A 1,322-nucleotide genomic window follows, 5' to 3' on the forward strand; every position below is an offset into this window, starting at 1 on the left:
ACTAAGGTTGCCAAAGGCTCGGGACGGTAATCTTGATCGTGGAGTCGACGCGTGCAGCTCTCCGGCCGGCAGGGTCCTGTCGGAGGCTGGTGGACGCTGTGCGCTGGGCGCCCACGCGGCGCCTCGCGTCGTCGGGACCCGGTTCGATGCCAGTGCTCACCACCTGCGGTGCGCCACAGACACGAGAGGCCAGAAAAAGCGTGGCGGAGGTCGCTTTGGCACAATAGTGTACCGCCGTGACTGGGCAGAGATACCCGTTACGGAGGATGTCGCAGGTTCCACCGATCGCCCTAGGGCAGGGAGTATTGAGGCAGGTCATGCAGAAGCAGTGCCAGCGGGTGTTTTCGGGCGTCCAACCCACAGGAAAGATCCACATTGGGAACTATGTGGGTGCGCTGTCGTTGTGGGCGGAGAACCAGGATCAGTACGACAACGTCTTCTGCGTGGTGGACCTGCATGCGCTGACAATCCCCGAAGCGGTCAACCCCGAAAACCTCCGCGCGAAGGCGCGGGAGACCGCTGCGCTGTATGTGGCGTGTGGTATCGACCCGGACAAGTCCACGATCTTTGTGCAGTCCCGGGTGAGCGCGCACGCCGAGTTGACGTGGATTCTCAACTGTGTGACGCCGGTGGGCTGGCTTGAGCGGATGACCCAGTACAAGGCGAAGTCGACCTTGCAGGAGTCGGTGGGCACAGGGCTGCTGGACTATCCAGTGCTCCAGGCCGCGGACATCCTGTTGTATGGAACACATCTGGTGCCAGTGGGCGAGGACCAGCGGCAGCACGTTGAATTGACCAGGGACATCGCGATCCGGTTCAACCGGCTGTTCGGAGAGGCGTTCACGATCCCGGAACCACTGATCCGCACCAGCGGAGCGCGGATCATGGCGTTCGACGAGCCGACGGGAAAGATGTCCAAGTCGATCGGGGAGACCAAAGCGGGCCACTCAATCGGGCTGATCGACCCTCCGGACGTCATCCGCAGGACAGTCATGCGAGCCACGACCGATTCTGGTGGCGACATACGGTTCGAGACGGCCAGTCCCGGGGTGCTCAACCTGTTGACGCTGTATCAGGTGCTGTCGGGGCAGCCGCGGGAGAAAATCGAATCGGAATTCGACGGCAAGGGTTACGGGCTTCTCAAGCGAACGGTAGCCGACCAGGTGATCGCTTCGTTGGAGCCGATTCAGCGCCGTTTCCACGAGCTGATGGCCGAGCCCGACGCGGTCGAAAAAATGCTGGAAGCCGGCGCGGACCGGGCTCGGTCGATCGCCGAATCGACCCTGGACCACGTGAAGAAACTGACCGGCTTGGGCTAAGAG

Annotated in this window: 1 protein-coding gene; it reads left to right on the forward strand. The window is 62.3% G+C overall.

Annotation, left to right across the window (positions count from 1 at the left end):
• Nucleotides 1-317 precede the first annotated feature (317 nt).
• The gene (trpS, locus tag MJ785_RS09830) at nucleotides 318-1,319 is read left to right on the forward strand and encodes a tryptophan--tRNA ligase (RefSeq protein ID WP_239313443.1); all 1,002 of its coding nucleotides are present in this window, start codon (nucleotides 318-320) and stop codon (nucleotides 1,317-1,319) included.
• Nucleotides 1,320-1,322: the final 3 nt, after the last annotated feature.

Source organism: Protofrankia sp. CiT1, assembly GCF_917627335.1.
GTDB lineage: Bacteria > Actinomycetota > Actinomycetes > Frankiales > Frankiaceae > Protofrankia.

Bases quoted from the DNA above. Each gene is read 5' to 3' on its own strand.
- trpS (WP_239313443.1), top strand. From the start codon at position 318: ATGCAGAAGCAGTGCCAGCGGGTGTTTTCGGGCGTCCAACCCACAGGA.